The following is a 26,171-nucleotide window of genomic DNA, read 5'->3' as shown; positions in this document are numbered from 1 at the left end:
AGATGCGAGTTAGCCAATGGCCTGGGCAAGGCCGTCGATCATCTCGTCGACCGCCTGTTCGGGGGTCGCTTCCTTGATCAGCACGCGTTGGAAGGCGGGCAGCACGACGCCCTCGGCCCAGCCGGCAGAACCCGGAAAGCTCGGCGCCGGAATGCCGAAGCCCAGCGTATCGGCCGCCGGCTTGTAGAGCGGGTTGCCCGAAATGCGCTCGTCCTTGGCCGCCGCGGTGGAGGCGGGGAAGTAGCCGGTCTTTTCGAGGAAGGCGATTGCGGCATCAGGCTCGCCCCAGAACTTGAGCCACTCCCAGCCGGCATCGATCGTGTCCGGGTTGGTCACGGTGTTATAGGCATAGCCCAGCCGCGATATCTTGTTCACCGGACCTGCTGGGATCACTGCAGTGGCGAACTCAACGCCCGGCTTGAGCAGCTTGGCATTGTCCTGGAACGAGCCGGTGTGATGCCACACCATCGCCGTCTGGCCGGTCTGGAACGCTTCCATGATCTGGCGGAAGCCATCATTGGGCGCGCTGGGCGGCACCGCGCCATCCCGGGTCAACAGGCCCGCCCACCAGTCCACGGCTTCGATGGCCTTGTCCCGGTCGAGCCCGATCGTGCCATCGTCCTGCACCAGCTTGGCGCCGAACCCTTCCATGACGTTGATCACATAGGCCTGCCCGCCGGCACCGGCGCGCATGCCGAAGCCGAAGCGGCCCTTGGCCGGGTCGGTCAGCTTGATGGCCGCGTCGCGGAATTCCGCAAAAGTGGTGGGCGGCGCCAGGCCCGCCTCGTCGAACCAGTCCTTGCGGTAATACATCCAGTCCACAAAGGTAAAGGCGGGAACGCCATAGACCTTGCCGTCCACGGTGATCGATTTGAAGCGAGCGTCGTCGAAATCTGACCGGCGGTCCCAACTTGCGATCCGGTCGGTCAGGTCGGTGAGGCCGTTCATGGCGACCAGGTCGGCCACTCGTTCAGACGCCACCATGGTCGTATCCGGACGGCTCCCCGAGACCACCGCCGCGGTGACCTTAGCCATGAATTCGGGATTGGGGATATTCTCCTGCGTGACGGTGATATCCGGATGCGCTGCGGCGAACAGCTTCATCACCTCGTCTAGGCCGGCAAACTCGGACTGGCTGGTGAAGGTGTGCCAGTAGTTGATCGCCGTCGATTGGCCGAACGCATACGCCGGTAGCAAGGCCGAAGCGGCCAGCGCCCCTCCGCCCATCTTCAGGACTGAACGTCTATCGAAACCCGTCATGATAACTCCTCCATTTTGTTGGTTTCAGTGATGCATTGCTTGCTTTTTTGCTCTTGGGGTCAAGCCAGCCTCTCGGTGACCTCGATCTTGGTCAGGGCCGCCTTGTCGAGCGCGTCCCAGTCATAGTGATAGCCAAGACCCGGCTCGTCGGTGACGGTGAGATTGCCGCCCACGATCGAGAGCGGACCGAGCTTGTCGAGGCCCTTGATCTGCTCCTCGTTCATGATCAACTGCTCGTAATAGTCGTTGTTGGAAATGGCCGCGCAAAGCTGTGCATTTTCCAGCCCCATGCCGTGCACCTGCGCCCGCATGCCAAAGCTTTCCGACATATGCGCGATCTTCATCGCGCCGGTGAAACCGCCCTTATAGAAGGTCGAGACGCGGGTCATGTCGAGCGCCTTGCCCTCGATCCAGCTCGCCATGTTCCAATGCACGCCATCCGAGGTTTCGGCCGCGAGCACGGGAATATCGAGCTTGTCGCAGAGCTTGGCATAGGCGCCGAGATAGAACTCGCGCATCGGCTCCTCGTACCAGAGGAAGCCGAGATCCTGGATCGCCTTGCCGAACTCCAGCGCCTGCACATAATCCCAGCCCGCCGAACCATCGAACATCAGGTCGGCGTCGGGGCCAACCCATTTGCGCAGGTTGGTGGAGAGCGCGATATCGCGCTTCACGTCGCCCCAGGCATGCAGCTTGAACGCGGTGAAACCCAGGTCGCGGCTCATCTTGATGTAGCGCTCGTACTCGTCCATCGTCGGCCAGGTAACCGTCGACGCATAGGCCGGCACCACGCGGTCATGGCCGCCCAGCAACTGGTAGATCGGCATTTTCGCCTGCTGCGATTTGACGTCCCAGCACAGCATGTCGAGCATGCCGAGCGAGCGCATATGGACCTCTTCGATGCGGTCGATTTCCCACATCAGGTTCCATATCCGCTCGGTCAGCAGCGGATTTTCGCCGATGAACCAGTTGTAACGGCGACGCACCAGGTCGATCACGGCGTCGCCGCGGCCCATTTCGATGGCACCGACCAGCCCACTATCGGTCTCCATGCGGATCACCGCCTTGCGCGGCTTGGTGCCCCGCGGAATATCGCCATGCGAGCCGGGCAGGCCATCGCGCCAGATGAATTTCGGCCCCGGCTCGGTTTCAACCAGCCAACCCGTGAACCCCGTGATCTTCATTACATCCTCCGTCAGTATGATAATTGCGGCCCTGGGCCGCTAACCCTTTTCCGCGCCCGACAGCATGCCGGAGCGCACGAAGCGTTGCGCCGCCATGAAGATCAACAGCACCGGCAGCACCACCAGAATGGCGGCCAGCACCACTTCGGGCTTCTTGATCGGAACGTCATTGGACGGCAGGTTGCTGAGTGCCCCCGAACCGCTCACCAGCGCCGTCAGCCCAACCGGCAGGTTGTAGAGCTTGTCGTCGCTGAGCAGCACGAAGGCCAAAAAGTAGTTCGACCAGATGGCGAGGAAGCTGAAGAACGCCACGAGCGCAATGATCGGCCGCGCCAAGGGCAGGGCGATGCGGGTGAACAACTGGAAGCGATTGCAGCCATCGACCCGGGCGGAATCCATAACGCCCTTGGGCAGCGAGCTCGAGAAATACACGTAGGTCAGGTAGACGCCGAAGGGGAAAAACCCCGACGCCAGGATCATGCCCGCATAGGTGTTGCTGAGCCCCAGCAGGTTCATCTCGAGGAAGATGGGCAGCACCACTGCCGTGCTCGGCGTGATCATGGCGATCAGCGTCAGCAGCAGGATCAGCTTGCGACCGCGAAATTCCGACAGCGCCAGCGCGTAGCCGCCGGGGATGCAGGCCACCAGCGACAGCAAGACCCCGCCGACCGAATAGATCAGCGAATTGGTTGCCCAGCTGACGATCTGAAAATTGTTATAGCTGGTGAGGTTACTCCAGGTGCGGCTGAACGCCTCCCAGGTGCCCAGCGCAAACGGCGGATCGCTGAGCAGGGACGACTCCGAACGGGTGCCAGCGATGAAGAGCCACAGCAGCGGAATGCCGTAAAAGCACACGGCGAAGGCCAGCGTCGCATAGACGACGAGGCGGCCAAGGTTGAGGCGGATGGGGGCGGTTCTGGTGCTCATACTGCCCTCAATCGATCTTGTAGAACTTGGTGGCGAAAACGATCACCAGGGCGATGGCAATCGAGGCGCCGACCAGCAGCGTGCTCAGCGCCGCCGAGGCGCCGAAATCGCCCATGCGAAAGGCATATTGGAACGCCATCTGATTGAGCGACCAGTCGTTCTGGGCGAATTGTGGACCGGCCAGTCCCATCAATTGTGGTTCCACGAAGAGCTGCAATCCACCGGCCAGCGACAGGATCGCCATCAGCACCAGCGAGCGCCAGATCAGGGGCAGCTTGATGCGCAGCGCCAGTTGGAACCGGTTGGCCCCATCGATCCGTGCGGCCTCCATCACTTCGACCGGCAGGCTCGACAGCGCCCCGCCGAAGACGACGATCCAGCCGCCGGAACTCGAGAAATACGCCATGATGGCGAAAATCCCGGCCAGACCGACGCCGGAAATGACCTGGGCCCGCGTGCCCCAGCCGAGCCCGTGCAGCACCGGCTGGAACGGGCTGACCGATGGGTCGAGCACGAACAGCCACAGCACGACAATGGCCGATGAGGTCACCGCGCCGGGCAGGAAATACACCGTCCGCAAGGCATTGGCGGTCCGCCTTCCGACGCTGTCGAGCATCAGCGACAACGTCGCGACCCCGATCACCGTCATGGCGACCCAGATGCCGACGAAGCCGAGCACGTTGATCACGCTGGCCGGCACGCGGAAATCATTGAAGACGAACTGGTAGTTGGTCACTCCCCAGAACACCATTTCGATGGTGTCGAAGAAGCTCAGGCCGAACGCATAGGCGATCGGGAAAATCCCGAACATCACGAGCAGCAGCAGATAGGGCGCCAGCAGCAGATAGGACATACGGGCGTCGCGCCGCGCCTTCTGCTTTTCCTTGTGGGCGCGCTCGCTCGCCGCAAGCCGTCCGTCCGATGTCATTGCCGTTGCGCTCATGAATACCTACTGCCGTCGCGACCGGACACGCCATAAGCGCGTCCGGCCCCGTGGTTGGCTTATTCGACGGTGTAGCCGTTGAGCTTGGCGAGGTTGATCAGCTCGGCCTGCAGCGCGGGCAGGGAGCCCTCCACCGTGCCGCCGCTGCTCATGCCCTGCACCACCACCTTGGCGATGGCGTCGGCGACGACGAAACGCAGGCTGGTGTAACCGGGATGGCTGAACGCTGCGGCCGCCACCTCGACGTCGAACACGTCGGCGCTGGCATAGTAGGAGTCGGCCTTGAGCCGGGCGCCCCAAGCCTCGGCCGATGGACGATGGGCCGGCAGTGTCACCGCCGCGGTCTGGTTGGCGACGTCGGTGGCCATCCAGGTGATGAGATCGACGACCTCGGCGGGATGGGCAGTGTCCTTCCAGCCGCCATAAGTGCCGCCGCCCCAGCTCCAGGTCAGGGGCTGGCTCTGGTCGTCCCATTTGAGCGGGAGCGCAGCCACAAGCTTGCCGGCAGGCAGCTCATAGGTCGGCTTGATGACATATTCGCCGAACCAGGTCGGCCCGACCAATAGCGGCACCTTGCCGGTCTTGGCGAGGTTGACGAAATCGGGCTCGAATGTGCCCACCTTGGACAGGCTGCCATTGGTAATCATGGCGTCGACCATGCGCGCCGGCTTCAGGCATTTGTCGGTCGTCAGATCGATCTTGAGCGTATCCGGCTTGCCCTCGACCGGCATCACCAGGTCGCATCCGTCAGACACGAGGTAGCTTTGCAGAACCGCCGACTCGACGCCGCTGCCCAGCACATAGCCCTGCGGACCAAGCTCGGCGCCCAGCGTCTGGAACTCCTCCCATGTAGTGGGAATGGGCTTGCCCAGCGCCTCCATGGCGCCCTTGTCGTACCAGACGATCATGTGGGCGAGGTCGTTGCGCAGGCAGAGCAGCTTGCCATTGACGTGGCAGGGTGAATTGCCATTGGGGTAGAACTCGTCCTGCAGCGCCTGCGGCACCTTGTCGGTCAGGTCGAGCAGGTAGTTGGACCGGCGGGTGGAGAGCTGGGCCGTGTAGCCGATATCGGACATGAAGATCACGTCGGGAATTTCGCTCTTGGCCTGCAGCGCCAGCTGGATTTTGGCGATCAGGTCGGCCGGCGCCACCGTGGTGACGTTGAGCGTGACGGCGTCGTGCGTCTTGTCATAGAGATCGAACATCGTCAGGCGCGGCGTGTCCGACCAGACATTGAGCGTCACCGCATCCTGCGCGGTCGCAACGCCCACCGTCGCCCCCAGCATCATCCCGCCCATAAGTGCGGCGGCCCTAAAACCATGCATCAGTCTCTCCTCCTCATGTCCGGACTTTGCCGGTTATCGCTGTGTTGCCGACACCATGACGGCGCCGGTGGCGTTAAAAACGTGGACGTCCTGCGGCCAGATCCCGACGCGAACCGGGTGTCCGGGCTGGAGATCGGAGTGCCCCATCACCTGGATGGTCAGCAGCTCGGACGTTCCTGCATCGAGATAGGCAAAGGTGATATTGCCGAGCCGTTCGATGGACTCGACCTTGGCCGGCAGCGCGGTCATTCCGTCCGGAACGGCGGCGTCCGCGGCAATGATCGCCAGCACTTCGGGCCGCACGCCCAGCGTGAGGGCATCACCCATGGCCGCGTCGGCCAAGGCGAGTTCGAGCCGGGGTGCAGCATTGGCGGCCAACTCCACCACCGCCTTGCCGGCGGTTGTCTGTAAAACCTTTCCACCCATCAGGTTCATCTTGGGCGAGCCGATGAAGCCGGCGACGAACAGATTGTTGGGCCGTGCATAGAGTTCGAGCGGTGGCCCGACCTGCTGAATGCGGCCGCTGTCGAGTGCCACGATCCGGTCGGCCAGCGTCATGGCTTCGACCTGGTCGTGGGTCACGTAAATCATGGTCGTGCCCAGCTCGCGGTGCAGCCGCTCGATTTCAAGCCGCATCTGCACTCGCAGCGCCGCATCAAGGTTGGACAGCGGCTCGTCGAACAGGAACACCTTTGGATTGCGCACAATGGCGCGGCCGATAGCGACGCGCTGGCGCTGACCGCCGGACAATTGCGCAGGCGACCGGCTCAGCAGCGGCTCGAGCCGCAGGATGCGCGCTGCCTCCTTGACCCGTTTGTCGATCTCCTCGCGGCCAACCCGCGCCAGCTTCAGGTTGAAGGCGATGTTGTCGTAGACATTCATGTGCGGGTAGAGCGCGTAGGACTGGAACACCATGGCGATGCCACGATCCGCCGGCTCATCGAACGTCACGTCCTTGCCGTCGATCCTGATGTCGCCGCCGCTGACCGTTTCGAGTCCCGCGATCATGCGCAACAGCGTCGACTTGCCGGAACCCGAGGCGCCGACAAACACGACGAACTCGCCCTTTTCGATGGTCAGATCGACACCCTCGATGACGCTGACCGGGCCGAACGACTTGCTGACATTGTTGAGTTCGACTTCGGCCATCTAGAGGCCCCGAACGGCGCAGCGCGCTATCGATCGCATAGGCTTTCCTCCATTGAGATATCATTGCGGTCTAATAATATCTCACGTCAAGCGGGTCTGTGGATAATTGCCCGGACGGGATGGCGGATTGCGCTTCTCGCGCTGTCGCCGAGTTTCAAAATTCCTTTGTATGCTAGGATTTTCGTGAGATTTCTAAATTGCCATCAGATATACCAAAGGCTGAGACCGCAACATTGACTGCAGGTAAAATGTCCGACGCCCGCCAAGACAATGATGGATACCGCCGCTTCCGCAAGGCGATGCAGGCCGGCACCCTGCAGGCCGGCATGGTGGTAACGCAGAACGAACTGTGCGACCTGCTCGGCCTGTCGCTATCGCCGCTGCGCGAAACGCTGGTCCTGCTCGAGGAATTCGGGCTGGTTGAGATCAAGCCGCGCACAGGTATTCGGATCGTCTATCCGGAGGTGGCGTTCATTCGTGAAAACTACCAGTTCCGCATTATGATCGAGGTATTCGCACTGCGCAGCTTCGGCGACACCGTCACCGAAGAGTGGCTCGCCAATATGCGCGAAAGCCACGAGGAAGCCCGCCTCAACCTCACCGAGGGTGGCCCGTTCGAGGAATCGCTGCTCCGCTTCACCCGGCTGGACATGCGCATGCATCGCGAGATCGTCGAAGCCTTGGGCAACCGCGCCATTCTTGATACCCACGACCGGGTACAGGAGAATATTCGCATGGCCCAGCAGGTGCATCGCCGCCCGGGCTTTCGCAGCGCCCTACTCAAGACCATCGACGAGCATCTTGAAGTGATCAAGTGTCTTGAGACCCGTGACGTTGAGGGCGCCGTCGCGGCGATCGAAGCCCATTTCCGCGCCTCCACCCATCGCACTTTTGCCGCCTGAGCGCATTCGGCTAGCCGTGTCAGCGGCGGCGGTGCCTCTTTCGAGCTATCCGTATAGCCCAATTGTTGCAAATTTACCCTTTGGTGGATAGAAGCGTGTCATGCTGACGGCTCTACTTGTATGCTGCGTGGGTTGTCAGTAAAAAGCGGCGCTGGTTATTGTTGGGGGGAGCATAGACGGCAGGATCGATTCTGAACGAGTCCGAGGCGCTGGGGGACAGTGACCGACATGTTCAGGGTGCGTATTTCCGGCAGTCTTTTTGTCCTTAAGATTATAAACTAGACTGGTTTTGCATGCGGGATGCCGTGCAAAATTTGGGGCGACGTCGCTGAAGCTAAGGTGGCATTGGGTGCAGAATGCGCTCCTTCGCCGCCGTTGTTTCGGCAACGAGCGAGACGTGCCTGTCCGCAGTATTTTGCGGGTACTCTTCGTGTAGATTTTGGATAGGCTTGGGGGCCATATGTTTTCGAATTTCTTGCGCCTGTTGGCGTTGGGGACTGCTCTGTCCACCGCGTTTATTGTGCCGGTGTCAGCCATGTCGCTGCGAGACGCGACGCAGCTTGCTCTCGAATCCAATCCTGAAATCGGGCAGGCAATTCAGAACCGGGAGGCAACCGAATTCGAGTTGCGCCAGGCCCTCGGTTTGTACGCGCCGCGCGTTGATCTTGAAGCCTCGACCGGCGCTCAATTGCTGAGCAGCCCGTCGCGTCGCGCCGCAGGGATCGATGACAGCGCGCTGTATCCCTCCCAGGTCGCGCTTGTGGCGACTTTTGATCTTTTGGACGGTGGGTTCCGCGACGCCGAAGTGTCGCGCCAAGCGGCCCGTATTGATGGGGCATCGTTCCGCGTGCTCGAGCGCAGCGAATTCATCGCATTGCAGATCGCCCGCGTTTATTATCAGGTCCTGCTGCAGCAGCGCATTGTCGCGCTCAATCAGCAGAATGTGGGCTTCCACGAATCCATGCTGCAGGACGTTTCCAGCAGCATCGAAAGCGGCCAGTTGACTGAGGCCGATCGGTTCCAGGTTATCGAGCGCATGGCTGCGGCCCGCGCCCGCTTGACTGAAGCGGCCGTCGAGCTTGAAGCTGCCCGCATCGAGTTTGATCTGTTTGTCGGCACGCGTCCGGACACCGTTGCGATGCCGCCACGCGTTGGTGGCTCGCTGCCAAAAACGCTTGTGGCCGCGATCGAAAGCGCGCGCGTCAACAATCCGATGGTTCGTATCGCCAATGCCGATATCGACGCGTCGGCGGCCTTGGTCTCCCAGGCGGAAGGCGCCTTCGGTCCCAAGCTGCAGTTTGAGGCGCGCGCCTCGACCGGATTTGACATCGGTGGCACCGAAGAAGTCACCCAGGACCTGAGTGGGCGTTTGTCGCTGCGCTGGAATATCTTTGATGGTGGCGTTAAGGACGCCCAGGTGCAGGAGCAGGTGCGCCGCCAGTCTGAAGCGATCTATGCTCAGGATCAGGCTTTCCGCGAAGTCGAAGAGGCCGTGCGGACGTCCTGGCTGCGTTTGCAGACCCAGGGAACGCTCTATGCGACCTATCGCGATCAGCTCGATGCCTCGGCCAAGCTGATTTCTGCATATCGCGAGCAGTTCGGTGTCGGTGACCGTTCGCTCCTCGATGTGCTGGATGCGCAGAACACCCGCGTGAACGTTCAGATTTTGCAGGAAACGTCGGCCTTCGGCGTCAATTTTGCCGAATACCGGCTGATGGCCGCGACGGGCCATCTGCTCAGCTTTATGGGTCTGGAAGCGCCCAAGCAGGCCGGTGCCTATGCGCGCGATGCGCTCAAGGTTGAAACCTGGGATGGCACCGAGCCCGAGCGCAAGCCGCTCGATCTGACGTCTTTCGTCAATTGAGCGGAAGCTACGGCCCGAAGCCGTAGCGCCGTTCGATATTGCGATGCGATGATGGGCCGCAAGCTGCGAATGACCGTCGCGAATTGGCTCGGCACTGGTGCCGGGCTCAATTGTTGATTGGCGCTCCAGTAGTTTACCGTAACGCAATATTATCCGCGATTGGCTTGCTGCCAGGTGCTAATGCCGTAGCGCGTCAACATCCTAAATCCCGCGTTGTTTGCCCAGCGGCGTGGGGCGTGGGGCGGCCCGGGGGCTCGTGTTTTTGAGATGAAGTTTGACGACAGTTTGGAGGGCGACGCAGGATTGCCGCAAGCCCAATTGGGCATGCCGGGCGCCGAGGCGCCGGAAGCCTCACCCCAGGGCAGCGATCAAATCCTCGCGGCGATACAGTATCTTGCCCGCCTCTGGCGCAAGCCGGACTCGCGTTCATTCCTGACGGCCGGCCTACCCCTCGACAATGACCGGATGACGCCGGAACTGATCGCCCCCGCCATGGCGCGGATTGGCGTGGTCACCGCGAGTGTGACCCGCTCGCTGCATGGACTGGCCGATTATGAGATGCCCGCCATCATGCAGGGCGCCGATGGCCGTTTCCTGATCTGCCTGGGGCGCGAAGGGCGCAAGGCCTACCGCTGCTATGACGCCTCGCGCGGCGAGGAGCGGATTGTCGACGCCAAGACCCTTCGCAGCAAGGAGCCGAGGGCCCTGCTGGTCCTGACGCCCAATTACGAAATGGTGCAGGAAAATTCCGGCATGCGCTTTGCCCGTTCCGGGCATTGGCTGTGGTCCGCGTTCAAGGGCCATGGGCGCAGCATTGCCTATGTGCTGGCCGCCGCGACATTCATCAATATCTTCGCCATCGCGTTCCCGATCTTCACGCTCAACGTCTATGATCGCGTGTTGCCGAACGCGGCGATCTCCACCCTCTGGGTACTGGCGCTGGGCCTGCTGCTGGTGCTGATCTTTGATATCGCGCTGAAATTGGCGCGCGGGGCGATCATCGACCATGTCGGCCGCAGCATCGATTTCCGGCTGTCCTCGCTATTGTTCGATCGCGTGCTCAACACCACGATGGACGCTCGCCCGGCCTCGACCGGCGCCTTCGTCAATCGCATCGCCCAATATGAAATCCTGCGCGATTTTCTAGCCTCGAGCACGCTGGTCATGTTCGTCGACCTGCTGTTTCTGGGAATTTTCGCCTATGTGATTACCTTGCTGGTGGGATGGCTGGTGTTGTTCCCCCTGATTGCCGGCGTTATTTCCATCGCGTTTACGCTGGCTATCGGCTGGCTGTCCGGCCGTGCCGTATCGTCGGCGCTCAAGGAGTCTTCGGCCCGCAATTCAATTCTGGTCGAGGCACTAACGGGGTCGCAATCGGTCAAGGCCTCGCGCGCCGAAGGTCAAATGCTGCGCCGCTGGGAGGCGACGGTGCTGGCCTCGTCCGACACCCAAAACACCATCAAATGGCTGCAGTCGATCTCGACCAACGTCACCTCCACGCTCACTCAACTATCGATGACCGGCATCATCATCGGCGGCACCTTCATGGCCGCCGCCGGCAATATCACTATGGGCGCCATCGTGGCCGCGATGATGTTGTCGAACCGGTTGATCGCGCCCATTTCCATGATTTCCTCGATGCTGCTGCGCACGCGCAGCACCATGGAAGCCTATCGCACCATCGACGCCATCATGAAGATGCCCGACGAGCGCAGCGCCAGGGACGGGTTCTCCGCCCGCAGCGTCAACCAGGGCCGCATTGTCCTCAACAAGGTGCGCTTCGCCTATCCCGGCACCAAAAGCTATGTGCTGGACGGCATCAGCTTTACCGCCGCCGCCGGCGAGAAAATTGGCATTATCGGCCGTATCGGCTCGGGCAAGACGACTTTGGGACGCCTGCTTGTCGGCTTCCACACCCCCAGCGAAGGCGAAATCCTGATCGACGGCGCCGATATCGCCCAATACCACCCTGCCGACCTGCGGCGCGGCGTCGGGCTGGTGCTGCAGGATCCAGAACTGTTCAACGGCAGTGTGCGCGAGAACATCCTGATGGCCGACCCCAGCGCCAGCGAGCAGCGCATGCTGCAGGCGGCGCAGCGGGCGGGCGTCGAAGACTTCGTCTCGCGCCATCCGCAGGGCTATGACATGCAGGTCGGCGAACGGGGCATCCTGCTCTCCGGCGGCCAGCGGCAAGCGGTCGCCCTGGCCCGCACTATGTTGGTCGAACCCAAGATCCTGTTCCTCGATGAGCCATCCAGTTCCATGGACCTGGCGACGGAACGCCAACTCATCGCCAATCTCGAGGCCAGCCTGACGCCGGACCAGACCGTGCTGGTGGCAACCCATCGCTATAGCGTGCTGTCGCTCGTCAGCCGCCTGATCGTGCTCGATAACGGTCGTATCGTCGCGGATGGTCCGCGCGATGAGGTGCTGAACCATCTCAAGGCGCGTGGGGGCACGGCATGAACGCTCCATTTTCCACCACTGCGCGGCATCAGGGCCACAATCTGCTCAGCACCCAGCCGCCCCCCAAGGGTTGGCTTTATGTCGTCGTCATCATCGGCGTGTTCTTCATCGTTGCACTGACCTGGGCCTCCTGGGCCGAAATCGACGAGATCAGCCGGGCCGAGGGCCGCGTCATTCCGTCGGGCAAGTCGCAGATCATCCAGAGCGCGGAGGCCGGCGTCGTCACCGATATTCTGGTGCGCTCGGGCGAGCGGGTGAGCAAGGGTCAGCAACTGATCCAGCTCGACGACACCAATACCGCATCGAGCGCGGGCGAAGTGCAAGCCCGAGTCTTGGCCCTGCTCGCGCAAACCACCCGCCTGGCGGTGGAAAGCCAGGCCCAGGATGTTGGCGCGTTTATCTGCCCGGCGGAAATCGTCTCGTCGGCGCCGCAAATTTGCGACAGCGAAATCCAGTTGCTGACCACCCGCGCCGCCAGCCTGGCGCAGGGCAAGGACGTGCTGATCCAGCGCGTCGAGCAACGCAGCCGCGAACTTGGCGAGGTCAACGCCAATCAGAACCGGCTCAGCGGAAACCTCGCTTTGGCGCAGCAGCGCCTCGACCTGATGGGGCCGCTTGCCCAGAAGGGTCTCGTTGCGCAAACCACCTATCTGAGCATGCAGAGCGAAGTCAGCGATCTGTCCGGCCAGATCGCCGGAGCCAACGAATCCAAGGCACGGCTTGATGCCGCGCTGAAGGAAGCTCAACTCCAGGTCGACCAGGTGACGCTGCAGTTCCGTCAGGATGCCCTGGCGGAATTGACCGTGCGCCGCGCCGAACTCGCCAGTGCCCAGCAGCAGTTGCGCGGTGCCGAGGACCGGGTAATGCGCACCGATATTCGCTCTCCGGTGGATGGCGTGGTCAACAGTATCGAGGTCAACACCATTGGTGGCGTCGTGGCCGCGGGCACCCGCCTGCTCGATATCGTGCCGATATCCGACACCTTGCTGGTCGAAGCACATCTCAAGCCATCCGACGTCGCCTTCATCCTTCCGGGGCAGCAGGCGCGCATCAAGCTGACGGCCTACGACTTTTCCATCTTTGGCGGACTGACCGGCGAAGTCACCAATGTGTCGGCCGACAGCATCGTCGATCCCAACACCCGCGAAACCTATTACCTCGTCCAAATCCGTGCCGATAAGGCCGTGCTGCAATATCGGGGCCGCGAACTTCCGGTGCTGCCCGGCATGGTCACCAGCGTCGATATCCTGACTGGCAAGCGGACGATTTTGCAGTACCTGCTCAAGCCCATCAACAAGACCCGGCAGGAGGCACTGAGTGAGCGATAGCGCGCGCTTGGTCGCCGAGGATGAAGACACTGCCCAGAGCAGCAGCAGGCTTGCTCAACTGACCCGCCCCGAATTTCGCACCCTCACCACGCCCGGCGGCCGCAAGGGCGTTCGGCTGGAGCAGGTATTCTGGAATGCCCTGAGCATGCTGAGTGCCGGGGCCGGCCAAAAGCGTTCGCGCTTCGTCGCCAAAATCCTCGAAGAAGCCAACGAGCAGGACATCAACGCCACCGGCGCCATCCGCAGCGCCACCGTGGACCTGTTGATGGAAGAGCTGCAGCGTCTGCTGCCTTTGGCCAATGCCGGCACCATGATCAGCCTGTTGCAGGCTGGCCCTGCGCCTTCCTTTGCGCTCGACCGGCGCAAGCGGCTGGTTCAGGCCAATGCCGAATTTCTGCGGTATCTGCGCTCGGTCGGAGGCGCCGTCAGCGGCGCAACGCCAGTCGATGCGGCGCAACTGTCATTGGAGCGTCCGCTCGAAACGCTATTTGACGAACTGGTTTCAGGGGGGACGACCGAGTGCGGCATTTCCATTCGCTTCGGCAATCGCGATCGGCGCACGACGGCACGATTACTGCTGATTCCGCCAGCGCCGGCCAGCGTCATCCTCGGCTATATCCTGGCGTGAAGTCCGCCTCGCTGCTGCGCCCCCTCGCGATTTTGGTTCAGATCGTGAGCGTGGCGGCGCTGCTTACCGCCTGCTCCACCATGCAGCAGGTCGGGCTGGCGCCGGCGCCGACCGTTCAGCCGCCGATGGTTGCCGAAACCGTCGGCACGGGCCAACTGGTCATCGGCGTACTGAGTTTTGCCGAGCCGCTAAACCGGTCCGGCGGCGCTGCAGATGCGACCGCGCTGGCCGCCAAGCTTGCGGCCCAGTCCGTTACCAAACATCCCGTCAGCGTGGTCATTCGTCCGCAGTCGGACGGGGGGAGCAAGGATGCCACCGCGTTCGAGGCGGCCAATGCTCGCCTGATTGTCGGCGGCAACGACGCTCGTGCGCTGGCGGGCCTGGCCAAGGCAATGGCGCCCCGCAAGGTTCCTACGATCGCCCTCGCTTCCCTCAGCGACACAGCCAGCCTGCTCTATGGCGCGGGCCTTGCGCCACGCGAAGAGGCTGCCGCCCTCGTCGCCGAAGCCAAAAGACTCGGCTATGCCAAGCTCGGTATTGTGGCTGGCGCCGAGTGGGACAGCGCCAGTTTCGCCACAGCCGTCGCCGACATTGCCTCCACGCAAACTATTGCGGTTGTCCGCATCGACGCAGCCAGGCCCGGAGCATTCCAGGCAGAGCTTGCGGCCGCCCTTGCCGCGGGCAAGGTCGATGCGCTGGTTTTCGCCGTTGACCCACAACGGGCTGCGGAACTGATCGCCCTCGCCGATCCCCCCACGATGGCGAGCATCGCCATCGTCGGCAATGCCGGCTGGACCCTGGCCGAACCTCTCCCTTCTGCTGTGCGCACGTCCTGGTATCCCTCGCTGCCGCGCGCCGGCATCACCGCCTTCGTCACGCGTTTCCGGGCCGCGTATAACGCGACGCCGACCCTGGCCAGTGCCGTGGTCTATGATCTGGTCGTGATGGCGGCAGTGCTGGACCAGATGGCGGGCGCTGAAGCGTTCAGCACCAAGACACTGCAAAGCGATCTCGGATTTACCGGCTTTACTGGTCCCTTTACTTTTGGCCCCCTGGGACTCGTGCAGTCACGCAGCTACGAGATCCTTGCTGGCCGCTGACCTCCGTGATGCGTACCGCATATGCCGTTATGCTTCTGAATTAAGGTTAAGTGAAGCTTACCCCTAAATGCCATATAGGGTTATGCTTTGGTTGTATTTGGAATTTGCTGCCGGTTTGGCGTCCCCGTATAAGTCTCGGTTAATTAAGCTTTAATCAGATTGCCGGGGGCCTCCATGATCGAACGTTCCGACTCAAACTCCGATTTCGTCGTCGATACTGCATTGGATAGCAATTCGCTGCCGATCGCCGAAATCCTGGTGGCTCAGGCGGATACGGGCGCGACCAACGCGACCGACGCAACGCCCCCGGACGCCGCGCCGGCGCAAAACCAGGCAAGCCTGGTGGTCGAAGTTGGCGAAGGCTCGGTACTGACTTTGCCCGAGGGCACAAGTATTGATGCGCCCCGGATGAATGGCGCCAATCTTGAATTCGTGCAGCCCGATGGATCGGTTGTGGTGGTGCCGAACGGCGCTATCGAAGGCTTGACCATCGTGCTGGGCAGCGTGGAAATCCCGCCGCTCACCGTGGCAGCATTGTTCGCCGCAAGTGACATCCAGACCGCGGCCGGCCCCGCCGGGAATGGTCCGCCAAGCTCCGGCGGTAATTTCGAAGTGCAGCCGGCTGGCGATATCGGCTCGGCCTTCACCTATGGCGGCCTGCTTGATGGTACTGACCTGCCGACGACCGAGACCACCGACGAGGAAGCTTACGACAACAATCTGGCGCCGCGGTTTGCCTTTTCGATCACCGAAGCGCGCCTCTCCGAGGAAGGGCTGGCCGGTGGCAATGCCGACTCCGACGGCAACGCCGATACCACCAATAACTTTGTTTATTCGGGCAACCTGAACGCCTCCGATCCCAATGGCGATCCGCTGACATTCCGCTTCGGCCAGCCCACTTCGCCCGTCACCTCGCAGGGCGTCACCGTGACCTGGACCGGCGTCGGCACGACGACACTGTCCGGCTGGGCCGGCGACACCCTGGTGATCCAGGCCGTTGTCACCGATGGTTCAGGCGCATTCACCGTTACCCTTTCGGGCCCCGTCGATCACCCTGCTGGCGGTGGAGAAAACGAACTCCGCTTTGATCTGCCCATCACCGCCAGCGACGGCCGCGGTGGCAGCGCTTCGACGGCCATCAGCATTATCGTGGAAGATGACAGCCCGACCGTTGGCGTGTCCGCCAACACCGGCGAGGGCGCTCCCGCCCTGGTGATTTCCCTGGACGAGACTGTCGGTAACGACGTGCGCGATGGCACTGGCGAGTCTGGCAATACCGGCAACGGCAATACCGACGATGTCGAGGGTGCCTTGGGTCAGGTCAGGACGTCGTTCGAAGGCGGCCTGGCTGCGCTTTTCAACGTGTCCGGCGGCTATGGTGCTGATGGCGCCGGTTCGAGCACGGCCGTCTTCAGCTTCACCGGCATTCCTGCAGGCGGTTTGGCCACAACGCTGTCCGCCACTCATGGTGGCCTGATCACGCTCTTCCTGGAAGATGGCGTGATCGTGGGTCGCGATGCAGCCAACGATGCCGTCTTCAAGATCGAGATCGTCGGCGGCCCCGGTGCCGAACAGTTGCAGACCACGCTGTTCGAAGCCATCTCGCATAACGGCGAAGGCAATCTCTTCGACGAGAAGGCACTTCTGCAGCTTCTCGGCGACGGTGCCGCCCAGCTCAAGTTCGACGTTACCCGTACGGACTTCGATGGCGACACCACCACCAATTCGGCAACCATCGATCTGGTCACGCGAGACTCAACGGTCATCTCCTTCGAAGATGACGGCCCGCGACTGGCTGCCGTGGCAACCCAAACGGTAGCAGAGCAGACCGCGAACGGCGCGTCTAACGCGTTCACTTCCACTACGCTCTCCAATGTGTCGCTCAACGTGACTTGGGGTTCGGATGGCCCAAACGCCCAGAATCTTGCCTTTACCACTGCAGCCGGCGATAGCGGCCTGACCTCGAACGGCCAGGCCGTCAATTACTCGATCACTGGCACATTGCTGACGGCAGCGACGGCTGACGGCCGCGAAATCTTCACGGTAAAGTTGAACAGCGATGGCTCGTACACCTTTACCCTGAAGGACAATATCGACCACACGCTGGGCAGCGACACTAAGGAGCTCACATTTGGCTTCAAGGCGACCGATGGCGACGGTGATTCCGTCAACGGGAGTTTCCAGGTCAATGTGACCGACTCGGTCCCAACGATCGGCACTACCGAAACCGAAACCGTTTCCGAGCAGAACCTGCCCTTCTTCCTTGACGACTTCTTCCCGGACGGGAGCAACTCGCTGGTGCAGCCGGGCAAGCTCAACATCGACTGGAATGCTGATGACAACAACAGCGGCACTGCCAATCGCAGCGTCGGCTTCGCCAACCTTGTTGCCCCAACCGATCTGACGTCGGACGGCAAGGCCGTCGTCTATAGCTATAATTCCGACCATTCCGTGCTGACTGCAACGGCTGGCGGCCAGACCGTCTTCACCGTATCGCTGAGCGATACCGGCACCGGCACTTATACGTTCCGCCTCTACGGCAATATCGACCACGCCGTTGGCACCGACACCAAGGCGCTGGACTTCGGCTTCGTCGCTACCGACGCCGATGGCGATACCGCTACGTCCAGTTTCACCGTCAATGTGCTCGACGATCACCTGAGCCTGGGCTCGGTAGGCGTGCGCTATGTCGAGGAAGAGGCATTGCCGCATGGCAATAATGATGCGAGCCCGCTTGGCGTAGAAGTGGATGGCGTGCTCGCCAATCTCGCCAGCGGTGTTATCGGCATCAGCAGCCAGATCGGCGCCTCGCTCAATATTGCCTGGGGCAATGACAACGGCAACAGTGCCGTCAACGGTGGATACAATGGCACCCAGGTCATGGGCGACCGCTCGGTCGTCTTCGGTTCTGGCAGCGGCGCCGCACGCGTTCTGACTGCGCCTGAAGTTGCTGGCCTTGTCAGCGCAACCGGCGGCAATGGTTCGGCCACGCTCACCTCGCACGGCCAGCCGCTGGTTTACACCCTGTCGGCCAACGGCGCCGTGATCACTGCTTCGGCTGGTGGTCACGACGTGTTCAGCGTCACGCTCTCCGATCAGTCGAACGGCTCCTACACCTTCAAGTTGCTGGGTACGCTCGATCATCCCGTTGCCGCAAGCGGTGCGAATAATGAAGACGTGCTGTCGCTGAAATTCAACTTCACCGCTCGTGATGGCGATGGCGATCAGGGCGTCGGCAATTTTGTCGTCCGCGTTATCGATGACAGCCCGGTGATTGGCCCGGTCGCCCAACTGAGCGTCAGCGAACTAACTTCGGATAGCGTCCAGAACGCATTTCTCACGCAAATGCCCGCCAACGTGTCGCTGAACATCCAATGGGGTGCCGACGGCGCCAAGACCGATGGTCTGGTGTTCACCAACACAAGCGGTGCGGTCAACGGGCTGACGTCCAACGGCACGCAGATCGCCTATACGGTTGCTGGGAATGTGCTGACCGCTTCGGCCGGTGCGCGTGAAGTCTTTACCGTCACCCTCAATAGCGACGGCACATATTCCTTCGTCCTCAAGGACAATATCGACCACGCACTGGGCAGCAATACCAAGGAACTCTCGTTCGGCTTCACGGCGACCGATGGCGACGGCGATACTGCTACCGGAACCTTCAAGGTCAATGTGATCGATTCGGTGCCGACGATTGGCGCCACCGAAACCGAAACCGTTTCCGAGCAGAACCTGCCCTTTTTCTTTGACGGATTGTTCCCGGACGGCAGCGATTCGCTGGTGCAGCCGGGCAAGCTCAACATCGACTGGAACGCCGATGACAACAATAGCGGCACTGCCAATCGCAGCGTCGTATTTGCCGATCTTGTGGCGCCGGCCGATCTGACATCGGACGGCAAGGCCATCGTTTACACCTACAACACCGCCCACACCATGCTTACGGCTGCGGCCGGTGGCGAGACCGTGTTCACCGTGTCGCTGAGCGATACCGGTACCGGCACCTACACCTTCAGCCTCTATGGCAATATCGACCACGCCGTCGGCACCGACACCAAGGCGCTCGACTTCGGCTTCGTCGCCAAGGATGCCGATGGCGATACCGCTTCGTCCTCCTTTACCGTCAACGTGCTCGACGATCACTTGAGCCTGGGCTCGGTAGGCGTTCGCTATGTCGAGGAAGAAGCATTGCCGCATGGCAATAATGATGCCAGCCCGCTTGATGTAGAAGTGGACGGCGTCATCGCCAATCTCGGCCCGATCGGTAGCGAGATCGGCGCCTCGCTCAATATTGCCTGGGGCAATGACAACGGCAACAGCGCCGTGAACGGCGGCTACAACGGCACCCAAGTTATGGGCGACCGCTCGGTCGTCTTCGCTTCGGGCAACGGTGCTGCACGCGTTTTGACTGCGCCTGAAGTTGCTGGCCTTGTCAGCGCATCGAACACCAACGGTGCGATCACGCTCACCTCGCATGGCCAGCCTCTGGTTTATACTCTGTCAGCCAATGGCACCGTGATCACCGCTTCGGCTGGCGGCCAGCCCGTCTTCAGCGTCACCCTATCGGATCAGTCCAGCCTGTTCTCCAGCGGCTCCTACACCTTCAAGCTGCTGGGCACGCTCGATCATCCCATCGCGGCCAGCGGCGCGAATAACGAAGACGTCCTGTCGCTGAAATTCAACTTCACGGCCCGCGATGGCGATGGCGATCAGGGCGCCGGCAACTTCACCGTCCGCGTCATCGATGACAGCCCGGTAATCGGGTCGGTTGCCCAACTGAATGTCAGCGAAGTTACTTCGGACGCCTTCGCGAACACCTTCATCACGCAGACGCCAGCCAACGCATCGCTGAACATCCATTGGGGTGCCGACGGCGCCAAGACCGACGGCTTGGTGTTCACGACCCAGAGCGGCACCGTAGACGGCCTGACGTCCAACGGCATGCAAATCGCCTACACCGTCGCCGGCAATGTGCTGACCGCTTCGGCCGGCGCCCGCGAGGTTTTCTCCGTCACCCTCAATAGCGACGGTACCTACTCCTTCGTCCTCAAGGACAATATCGATCATGCCTCCGGCCGCAACGACAAGCTGCTGAGCTTCGGCTTCCAGGCCACCGACGCGGACAATGACACCGCTACCGGTACCTTCTCGGTCAATATCAAGGACAGCGTTCCGCTATTGCTGGCCGGCGCAGCCGATGCTGGCACGATTACCGAAAGCGTACTGCCCCAGGTCAGCTACACGTCGGGTAGCCTCAACGTCGATATCAATGCTGACGACAAGAACACCCACGTCGAAATTGCCAAGGACGCCCAGGGCCACTACATCTTGCCGCCGGGACTGACCTCAGATGGCATCGCGCTCGACTATATTGTGCGCACCACCAACGGCGTCGATCAGGAAATCGTCGCCTTCAAGCAAGGTGAAGGCGACGACCGGCCGGTGTTCATCGTTGCCGTTCTCCACCCCGGCAGCTTCGCGGCGACGCTGTTCCAGAACCTGGATCATGCACAGGGCAGCGACACGCTGGCGATCAACTTGACGGCGCGCGTCTATGACGGCGACGGTGACTATGTGGACCGCGCGTTCACCGTCAACGTGGCTGATGACGCACCGAAGCTGACCGACCCCAAAGTGCACGTCAACCTGCTGACCAACGGCGATTTCGCCCATGGTACCTGGACTGATGGGAACTGGGGCGGTGGCTTTGCGACCGAAGCGGTCGGTTGGAAGATCACCGGCACCGAGCCCGCTCAGGGCAATGTGCAACTGGAATTTGTCCAGAATGGCTATCTCGGCATGCACGCTCCTGCTGGCGGCCGCATGGTCGATCTGGGCTCTTCCCCAGGCAATACCGCCATCTCGCAGGCCCTGTCGGGCCTGACGGTTGGGCAGCCCTATACCCTGACATTCGCTATGGGCTCGCCAGACCCGGCATCGTCCAAGCTTGAAGTGTATTGGAACGGCCAGCTTGTTCAGACCTCTTCCGTGGCGGTGACCGGCACGATGAGCGCCGTCACGATTGGCGGCCTGCTGCCTGACGCGCATGGCAACGGCGTGCTGACCTTCAAGGAAGTAGGTACCGCCGATGCCACCGGCACCTACCTCGCAGATATCGGCCTTGCGCCGACCGGCGCTGTTGATCTGCCCTTCATCGGCGGTTCGATCGACGAAAACGGCACGGCGACCATCAACCTGGGCGATCACTTCAGCTTTGGCGCAGACGGTCCCGGCAGCGTGAGCGTCAACCCTGCCAAGGTTGTCATCACCACGCCGACCGGCACCATTCTCGGGCAGCCCACCATCACGGTCGACCCCGTGACCGGTCAGCTCCACGTCAACCCGGGTTGGGGCTTCGACGGCCTCAGCCAGGGCGAAATCGCCACCATCACCATTCCCTATACGGTCACCGACCAGGACGGCGACAGCAAGACGGGCCTCTATCAGTTGACCATCAATGGTCAGAACGATCAGGTCCGCACGTCCCCGGGTTTCCCCGATAGCGGCACGATCACCGAATATGCCGAAGGCCTGCCGCATGCCGGCTCTTCGGATGTGCGCACCGAGTTCGACGCGCCTGCCGGCTATGCTGGCCACAATGGCGGCGGCTTCTGGATTTATGACGACCAGGGCGACACCCACAGCGTGACCGTCACTCCGGGCGCCAATGCGGGCTATCTGGGGAGCCTCGTGGCCAATGTCAGCGAGGAAACCGCCGGAGACGGCAATGGCTTCGTCACCTGGCTCTATAGCGTCACCGACGCGGCCCTGAACCCGCTCCAGGCGGGTGAGACCAAGGTCGAGACCTTTAACGTTCGCGTCAGCGACGGGCATGGCACCTTTGCCGATCGGGTCATCACCGTGACGCTGGTTGGCACCAATGACACACCGGTCGTCAGCGTCGACGCTGGCGACGTGGACCATGTCGTTCTCAACGAGACCAATGCCGGCCTCGAGGCCCATGGCACGCTCAGCGTGATCGACGTCGACGTCAAGGACGTGGTGACCGCAACCGTGACCGGCGCGACCGCGACCGGGCTCGGCACCAACTTCACCGACGCTCAGTTGAAGGCCTTCTTCAGCATCGGTGCCGGTCCCGTCATCGATGGCACCCACACGTCTGGCGATATCGCCTGGAACTTCAACTCCGCCAGCGAAGCATTCAATTTCCTCTCCGCCGGCGCCCAGGCGGTGATCAAGTACACCATCCAGGTCTCCGACGGGCATGGTGGCAATGTCAGCCACGATGTCGAAATCAAGCTGATCGGCACCAACGACCTGCCGGTCGTGGACCTGAACGGCGCTGGTGCCGGCAATGATGCCAGCGCAACCTCTGTGGAACAGTTGCCGCAATATATCCTGACTGCCGCGACGCTTTCGGATGTCGACTCGTCGCAAATGGCCTCGATGACCGTCAGGTTCGTTGGCCGTCCTGATGGGACATTCGAGGTGCTTTCGCTAAACCCGGCTCAGGCCGTCGCTGCCGGCCTCACGGTGGCCTACAATCCCGCTCTGGGTTCTTTGACGATCACTGGCGCTGCATCCGCCAGCACCTACCAGACGATCCTGCAAGGCGTGAGCTATATCAACAACAGCAACAATCCAGCCGCGACCGGCCACAGCGTTGAAGTCATCGTCAATGATGGCCTCGATAACAGTGTCGCGCACACCGTCGACATCAATGTCATTCCCTTGAACGACGCGCCCGTGCTCGGCGGCTCGCTGCATGGCACCGTCGTCGAAGGTGGCATTGTTACTCTGACGGCAGCCGAGCTGGGCTACACCGAGCCGGACAATACGCCGTCTGGGGTCGTGTTCCGCATCACGGCACTCAATGGCGGCGAAATCCGCAACAATGGTGCGCTAGCTAACTCGTTCACGGCAGCCGAACTGGCCAGTGGCATCATCACCTTCGTGCACAACGGTTCTGAAGCCAGCAAGGCCGGCTTCACGGTGGCGGTGGAAGACGGCAACCAGGATGGCTCGACGCCCGTCCCGCAGCCCTTCGTCATCGACGTGACCCCGGTGAATGATGCCCCAGTCGTTGACCTGAACGGAGCGGGCGCTGGCAACAATGGCAGCGCTACGGCGGTGGAGCAGACCCCGCAATATATCCTAAATGCTACCGCGCTTACTGCCGCCACTATTTCGGATGTCGACTCTTCCGCATTGAAGTCGATGATGATCAGCTTGGTCGGTCGCCCCGATGGTGCGTTCGAGGTGCTTTCGCTGAACTCCTCTGCTCAAGCGGCGGCGGACGGACTCTCGGTGACTTACAATGCCGACTTCAGTGTGTTGACGATCACGGGCTCCGCCTCCGTGGCCACCTATCAGACGATCCTGCAGGGCTTGAGCTACATCAATAACAGCGATATTCCGACCGCGACCGGCCATAGCGTCGAAGTCATAGTCAATGATGGGACTGACAGCAGCACCGCGCAAATCGTTGACATCAAGGTCATTCCGCTCAACGACGCGCCCACTCTGGCTGGCTCGCTCAGCAGCACGGTTGTTGAAGGTGGTGTGATCACTCTGACGACTGCCGCCTTGGGCTTCACCGATCCGGACAATACTGCGGCGGACATCGTGTTCCGGGTCTCGGCACTCAATGGTGGCGAAATCCGCAACAACGGTGCGCTGGCGACCTCCTTCACCGCAACCGAATTGGCCAGTGGCTTCATCACCTTCGTGCACAACGGCTCCGAGGGCAACGCCGGCTTCTCCGTAGCGGTGGAAGATGGCAACCAGGATGGCTCGGTGCCCATCCCGCAGCCATTCATTGTCAATGTGACCCCGGTCAACGATGCGCCAATCGCCTTTGCCGACAGTTACACTGTCAACGAAGATCAGGTGTTGACGGTGAACGCCGCCGGCGGCGTTTTAGCCAACGACACGGACGTGGACAGTACTCTGTCGGCGATCCTCGTCTCTGGTCCTGCGCATGGCTCCTTGACGCTCAACGCGAACGGCACGTTCACCTACACGCCATCAGCGAACTACAATGGCCCCGATAGCTTCACCTACCAGGCGAACGACGGGGCGATTTCGACCGCTGTAACGACCGTCAATCTGACCGTCACGCCAGTTAACGACGCGCCAACTGCGCCCGTCGATACCAATAACGCCCTCAATGAAGTGGCTGAAAACGCTACCGCAGAGACAGTTGTTGGCCTGACGGCCCATGCGACCGACGTTGACGGCGAGACAGTAACCTACAGCCTCACCAATGATGCCAACGGCCGGTTCACGATCGACCAGAACACCGGTGTCGTCACCGTCAAGGCTGGTGCCGTTCTCGACTATGAGACGGTGAGCCAGCACACGATCACTGTCCAGGCCTCGGATGGTCACGGTGGCCTCAACGCTTCCAATTTCACCATCGCGGTGAAGGATATCCAGGAAGGCCCCGTCGGTGTGGCGAATTCGAGTGCATTCTATGCATTCTCGAACAACGCCACGGCGCCGGCTGGAAAGCCGACCTCCATCACCCTCGACATGACGTCGCTGTTCGTTGGTACTGCTGCGGGCACGACCTACTCGTTCGAGACCGTGCGTGCAGGTGACGGAAATTCCGAAGATTCTACCATCAGTAACAATTTGAATGCTTCGAAGTGGAGCTGGCTGACCAGAACTGGGGATGTGCTGCAGGGCGTCAATCCGGAGCCTGTCAATGCCGGGGTTTACATTCTCAAAATTATCGCCACGGCGCCAAATGGCGGCGGCAGCGCATTCACCTACGTCGCATTGACGGTGCTTGATGGGTCTGCGACCTCTGAAAGCGCCAACAATGTTGTTACCCACTGGGTCGGCAATGAGATCATACTTCCTGCCGGACAAGCCGATGGCAACGATGTCCATGGCAAAACTGGCTCAGACGTCCTGATCGGCAATGGCGGCAATAACAACCTGTTTGGCGATGACATGAGCGATGCGCTCTATGGCGGTGCAGGTGTTGACTATCTTGATGGCGGTTCGCAAAGCGATTTCATTGCTGGCGGAGCCGGCAATGACGTAATTTACGGTCGAGATGGCGCCGATACGATCTTGGGTGAAGACGGCGACGATGCGATCGATTCGGGAGCGGGAAATGACATCGTTGTTGGCGGAGCCGGCAATGACATCATCTTCGGATCAGACGGCAATGACATCCTCTATGGCAACGATGGCGATGATCGACTCTATGCCAATTCGGGCGATGATAAGATGTATGGCGGTGCCGGCGACGATTTGCTCACCGATGACAGTGGCAACGACACTTATTATTTCGGCCTGAAGGACGGTCAGGACGTCATTGATGAAGGCAGCGGTGACAGTGACAGGATCGTCATTACCGCGGCCGGCGCAAAACTCGACGCGCTTAACGCCTATGACACTGTCGAGGGCAAGAACCTGGGTAACCTGGTCATCGAGTTCAATGGCCAGTCCATCAGGGTCGAGAACCACTTCGTTGGCGTCAACGACCGCGTCGAGCTCATCAACTTCGACGGGGCGACCTACAAGGGATACCATCTCGGGTCCGGTGACTATGCTGTGGGCCGCGACTCTGACAGCTCCAATATTCGCCTTCCGCTCAGCACCAACGGCAATGATTTCCTTGTCGGTGAGGCGGGCGCCACCAACGCCTTCTCCGGCGATGGCGGCAATGACTTGATGTTTGGCGGCAATCTCGCCGACAACCTGTCGGGCGGCCAGGGCAATGACTTGCTCATTGGCGGTGGCGGCAACGACATACTGACTGGCAACGAGGGAGACGACATCCTGTGGGGTGGTCTTGGTCACGACACGCTGACCGGCGGTACTGGTAACGACACCTTCGTCTTCAGCGAAGCTGGTGTCGACAACTCCGACACCATCAGCGACTATGTCGTTGGAGATGTGGTCGATTTGTCTGACTTGCTGAGCGGCATCGCCAACGACCAGAAGGCCAGCCATGTTCAGGTCGATGCCGCTGCCAACACGATCTCGGTCGATAAGGGCAACGGTTGGGAGCTAGTCGCAACAATCCAGCCGAGCTATGTCGGCAGTGTCGACATCAAGATTGCGGACGATCTGGCCCATATCCAGCCGATCATCTAACGCCGACCACCCATAAGGCGGC

13 protein-coding genes are annotated in these 26,171 nt (G+C 61.4%); 7 read left to right on the top strand and 6 right to left on the bottom strand.

All coding sequences use genetic code 11. The features are described from left to right. Positions 1-9: 9 nt before the first annotated feature. Genes ABIB57_RS14475 through ABIB57_RS14450 form a run of 6 tightly spaced genes read right to left on the bottom strand, consistent with a single transcriptional unit; the run spans position 10 to position 6,788 of the window. On the bottom strand, positions 10-1,260 hold the full coding sequence (locus ABIB57_RS14475) for an extracellular solute-binding protein (protein ID WP_354041721.1): 1,251 nt from the start codon (positions 1,258-1,260) through the stop codon (positions 10-12). A 59-nt stretch (positions 1,261-1,319) separates the two neighbouring features. Further along, positions 1,320-2,444 (bottom strand): enolase C-terminal domain-like protein, encoded by a 1,125-nt coding sequence (locus ABIB57_RS14470; RefSeq protein ID WP_354041720.1) that lies wholly within the window; start codon positions 2,442-2,444, stop codon positions 1,320-1,322. 39 nt (positions 2,445-2,483) lie between these two features. Continuing rightward, positions 2,484-3,371 (bottom strand): carbohydrate ABC transporter permease, encoded by an 888-nt coding sequence (locus tag ABIB57_RS14465; protein ID WP_354041719.1) that lies wholly within the window; start codon positions 3,369-3,371, stop codon positions 2,484-2,486. A 7-nt stretch (positions 3,372-3,378) separates the two neighbouring features. Continuing rightward, positions 3,379-4,314, bottom strand: a complete 936-nt coding sequence (locus ABIB57_RS14460; protein ID WP_354041718.1) for a carbohydrate ABC transporter permease — start codon at positions 4,312-4,314, stop codon at positions 3,379-3,381. A gap of 59 nt (positions 4,315-4,373) precedes the next feature. After that, entirely contained in the window at positions 4,374-5,639 is a 1,266-nt protein-coding gene (locus ABIB57_RS14455; RefSeq protein ID WP_354041716.1) for an ABC transporter substrate-binding protein, read from the bottom strand. Between the two features lie 33 nt (positions 5,640-5,672). Further along, entirely contained in the window at positions 5,673-6,788 is a 1,116-nt protein-coding gene (locus ABIB57_RS14450; RefSeq protein WP_354041715.1) for an ABC transporter ATP-binding protein, read from the bottom strand. Positions 6,789-7,036: 248 nt separating this feature from the next. On the opposite strand from ABIB57_RS14450, the gene ABIB57_RS14445 reads away from it, so the two are divergent. The 7 genes from ABIB57_RS14445 (at position 7,037) to ABIB57_RS14415 (ending at position 26,149) form a co-directional block, all read left to right on the top strand. Next, positions 7,037-7,690 (top strand): GntR family transcriptional regulator, encoded by a 654-nt coding sequence (locus ABIB57_RS14445; RefSeq protein ID WP_354041714.1) that lies wholly within the window; start codon positions 7,037-7,039, stop codon positions 7,688-7,690. 535 nt (positions 7,691-8,225) lie between these two features. Continuing rightward, a complete protein-coding gene (locus ABIB57_RS14440; RefSeq protein ID WP_354041712.1) occupies positions 8,226-9,554 on the top strand; it encodes a TolC family protein in 1,329 nt (442 codons plus the stop codon). A gap of 267 nt (positions 9,555-9,821) precedes the next feature. Then, positions 9,822-12,020, top strand: coding sequence for a type I secretion system permease/ATPase (locus tag ABIB57_RS14435; RefSeq protein ID WP_354041711.1), 2,199 nt, complete (start codon positions 9,822-9,824; stop codon positions 12,018-12,020). Then, on the top strand, positions 12,017-13,348 hold the full coding sequence (locus tag ABIB57_RS14430) for an HlyD family type I secretion periplasmic adaptor subunit (RefSeq protein WP_354041709.1): 1,332 nt from the start codon (positions 12,017-12,019) through the stop codon (positions 13,346-13,348). The genes ABIB57_RS14435 and ABIB57_RS14430 overlap by 4 nt, the downstream gene beginning before the upstream one ends. Further along, positions 13,338-13,976, top strand: a complete 639-nt coding sequence (locus ABIB57_RS14425; RefSeq protein WP_354041708.1) for a ribbon-helix-helix domain-containing protein — start codon at positions 13,338-13,340, stop codon at positions 13,974-13,976. The genes ABIB57_RS14430 and ABIB57_RS14425 overlap by 11 nt, the downstream gene beginning before the upstream one ends. Further along, entirely contained in the window at positions 13,973-15,076 is a 1,104-nt protein-coding gene (locus ABIB57_RS14420) for a type 1 periplasmic-binding domain-containing protein (RefSeq protein WP_354041706.1), read from the top strand. The genes ABIB57_RS14425 and ABIB57_RS14420 overlap by 4 nt, the downstream gene beginning before the upstream one ends. Before the next feature lie 174 nt (positions 15,077-15,250). Further along, complete coding sequence (locus ABIB57_RS14415) at positions 15,251-26,149, top strand: T1SS-143 repeat domain-containing protein (protein ID WP_354041705.1); 10,899 nt, start codon at positions 15,251-15,253, stop codon at positions 26,147-26,149. Positions 26,150-26,171 lie beyond the last annotated feature (22 nt).

Origin of the sequence: Devosia sp. UYZn731 (assembly GCF_040546795.1) — a bacterium.
In the GTDB taxonomy this organism is placed as follows: domain Bacteria; phylum Pseudomonadota; class Alphaproteobacteria; order Rhizobiales; family Devosiaceae; genus Devosia.
The sequence above is the reverse complement of the archived record's forward strand: the minus strand, read 5'-3'. Positions and strand labels throughout refer to the sequence as shown.